Source organism: Microbacterium sp. ISL-103, from assembly GCF_018613995.1.
Classification (GTDB): domain Bacteria; phylum Actinomycetota; class Actinomycetes; order Actinomycetales; family Microbacteriaceae; genus Microbacterium.
On the sequence record NZ_JAGGPD010000599.1, the window covers coordinates 1 to 3,344 of the forward strand.

Consider the following 3,344-nt stretch of genomic DNA (forward strand, 5'->3'; position numbering starts at 1 on the left):
CGAGCAGACGGGCGCCGACCCCGAGCTCCTCACCCCCGTGCTCGGCCTGCCGCTGCAGCAACTCGTCGCGATGAGCCAGGGCGCACTGCCGCAGTCGGTCGTCGACGACCTGGTGCGCGCAGCCAACGGCGGGGAGATCCCCGAGGACGATGAGTCCGAGGGCTGGACCGAGAAGCCCACCGCCGCGCGCTTCTCCGGCAAGACCGTGATCGTCACGGGCGCAGCATCCGGAATCGGCAAGGCCACGGCATCCCGCATCGCCCGCGAAGGCGGACGCGTCATCGCCTCCGACATCGCCGCCGACAAGCTCGACGCGCTGAAGGCCGAGCTGCCGGATGCCGACATCACCACCGTCGCCGGTGACCTCACCAAGCAGGACGCGATCGACGCCGTCATCGCCGCCGCGGGCGACCGCATCGACGCCCTCGCGAACGTCGCCGGCATCAACGACGACTTCTCCCCCGCGGGCGAGACGACGGATGCCGTCTGGGACCGCGTCATCGCCATCAACCTCACCGCCCCGTTCAAGCTCATGCGCGCGGTGCTGCCGATCATGGAGAAGGCCGGCCGCGGCTCGATCCTCAACGTCTCGAGCGAAGCGGGCCTGCGCGGCAACGCGTCGGGCAACGCCTACACGGCCAGCAAGCACGGCATCATCGGCGTCACGAAGTCCGCGGCGTTCATGTACGGGCCGAAGGGCATCCGCGTGAACTCCGTCGCACCGGGCGGCGTCGCCACCGGCATCCCGATGCCCCCGAACATGTCGGAGTACGGCTCCGGTCGCCTGGCCCCGTTCCAGCAGGCTATCCCGACGGTCGCGACCGCCGAGCACCTCGCCGCGTCGATCACGTTCCTGCTGTCGGACGACGCCGTGAACATCAACGGTGCGGTGCTGGCATCGGATGGTGGATGGTCGGTGCAGTAAGCGCCCCGAAGACCACGCCCCTGCCGACCCGAACGGCAGGGGCGTTCTTCGTGTTCAAAGCGACAAATGCTGGTTCGCGTCGGATACTTCTATTTGCGTCCTGGCGTCAGTAGATTGCTCGCATGGGGAAGGGGCGACTATTGCGGGAGTATGGCACCGACCTGCGCTGGCTCTCGTCCCGGTGCACACATTGCGCGTGGCGAGATACCGACCACCCACGGATCGCGTGGGCTGGCCTTTGTCGGCACATGATCGAGGTTCATCCCGGCCAGCCCGAGCCACCACGCCCAGATGAGTACGCCGTGCTTCGGTGGAGACATGACACTGCAGTGAAGGCGCTGGCGTCTGGCGGACTGCTCACGATGTTGAAGGCTTCCACCTACGTCGAGGCCAGCGATGCGCTGCATCGATTCGTCGATGAGAATTCTTTGCGTGGGACGGACTCTGATCCTGCGACCCAACAACGAAAAGCCTGGGACCGTTGGCTGAAACGCAGGCTGGGCATTCGACTCCCCGAGGCGTGACGCAACCGCGGCATCTGCAATTTGCTTGAGGTACATCACTCTCGTAAGCCGCAGTAGCCCCAAGGGCATCTGAGTCGCGTGGGTTCGCGTTCATTTCGTAGCCACGCGAAGGGGTCACGAGGCGGGATGCGCATCCGAAACGGCTGCTTGTCCTCCACAACTCATATGCTCAGTGAGGGATGACGGTCCACCAAGGGCGTCGGGGGATGAATAGAGGGTCAATGAGCGACTTCAGTCCGCTTGAATACATCGAGCAGGCATTGACGGCGGCAGCACGCGCCCTGGGGCCGTTCGTGACTCGACGTCTCTCCGAGGTCGCTCCGGAGGTATCGGACTGGACGCAGATCCTCGCGGCGAAGGACCGGCAGGCCGGCCGTCGAGTCGACCGCTACAACCCCCGTGATCTTTCATTGCAACTGCGCGTCCTGACAGAGCGCCTCGGCAATCTCGGTTTCCCCTTCACAGACCTTGTCGACCGGCAAGCGAGCAACTGCGCGAGTGAGCTCCGAGACGTCCGCAACAAGTGGGCTCACAGCGAAGAGTTCACAGTCGCCCAGACCTTCCGGGCTCTCGATTCAACCGAGATCCTCCTGCGAGCGATCGCTGCTGACGAGGACGCCGACGCGATCGGACTCCTGAAGTCAGAGGTCCTGACCGTGCTGAACACGTCCGAATTGAAACACCAAGACTCCAACGGACCGACCGCCACTCGCGCGGCCTCTGAAGCCCTCGAGTCCACGGCGATCACTGCCGAACCGGGATCAACTGCCTCGCTCGACGCTTCTGTGCTCAGTCCGTTCAGTTTCGCTGTCGCGCGAACGGGCATCTCGGTCGTGCCGCAGCTGACGGTCTCCTACCGAGGCCCCGAGCTGCGAGGCGCCTCCGTAGAGGTCGAGGTCGACTGTCAGTTGGGATCACTGGGAGACCCTCGCGTATTGCTCGTCGACCTCGACGGAGAACATGACACCACTCTTCGCAACGTCGATCTGCGGTTGGATCCAGCTCGCATGCTCGCGGTCGAGTCGCCCATGCCCGGCACGGTGACCGCGACGTTGAGAAACGCGAACGGCGACGAGATCGCCAGTCAACGCGCGGACGTTCAGCTACTGGCCGCGAATCAATGGATCTCCACACCGATGCCGCTGAGTCTCGAGCTGCTCGCCGCGTTCATCCAGCCTCAGTCGTCCGCAATCAGTACTCTTCTGGTCGAGGCATCGACGATTCTGGGTAACCGGACGGGTTCCTCGGCCCTGGACGGGTACCAGCAGGGCGACCCTGATCGAGTCGACTCGATGGTCGAAGCGATCTATGACGCCGCCCGCGCGCGAGACATTCGATACGCGGAACCGCCCGCGAGCTGGGGGATCTCGGGCCAGAAGGTGCGTACTCCCGCCGAGGTTCTCGAGGGGCGACTGGGCACTTGCCTGGACACGACACTCACCCTCGCTGCCGCGCTGGAGGAAGCTGGAATCAACTCAACGCTGTGGCTCCTCGAGGGTCACATCTTCCTCGGCTACTGGAGGGAATGGTCGAGCCTCGACGCCCCTGCGCAGGCGGAGGCCAGCGAGGCGGTCAACTTCGTCGGATTGGGCAAGATCGGGCTCGTAGAAACGACCAGGATGACCGGAGGGTCGGAATCCGCGCCGTTCGGGGTCGCCCGACGGCAGCCGTTCACCGAAGGCCACGTGGATCCCACTCAGGTCATCGGCGTGACCGACGTCTTACAGGCTCGAAAAGCAGCTATCTATCCCCTACCGAGTCGCTCGATCGGCTCGGACGGCGAAGTCACGGTGCATGAGTACCTCGCGGCCGCAGCTCCGGATCCATTGCAGTACACCCCCTCCGCCGCAGAGCTCGCCGGTGATGACGCGCGCACGCTGCCTGCACGCGTGTAC

At 64.9% G+C, this 3,344-nt stretch carries 2 protein-coding genes; both read left to right on the top strand.

Annotation, left to right across the window (positions count from 1 at the left end):
• A partial coding sequence (locus J7E68_RS18395; RefSeq protein ID WP_251049141.1) for an SDR family NAD(P)-dependent oxidoreductase occupies positions 1-925 on the top strand: 925 nt, incomplete at its 5' end.
• A 745-nt stretch (positions 926-1,670) separates the two neighbouring features.
• Positions 1,671-3,344: Swt1 family HEPN domain-containing protein (locus tag J7E68_RS18400; RefSeq protein ID WP_251049142.1), on the top strand; the 1,674-nt coding region annotated here is incomplete at its 3' end.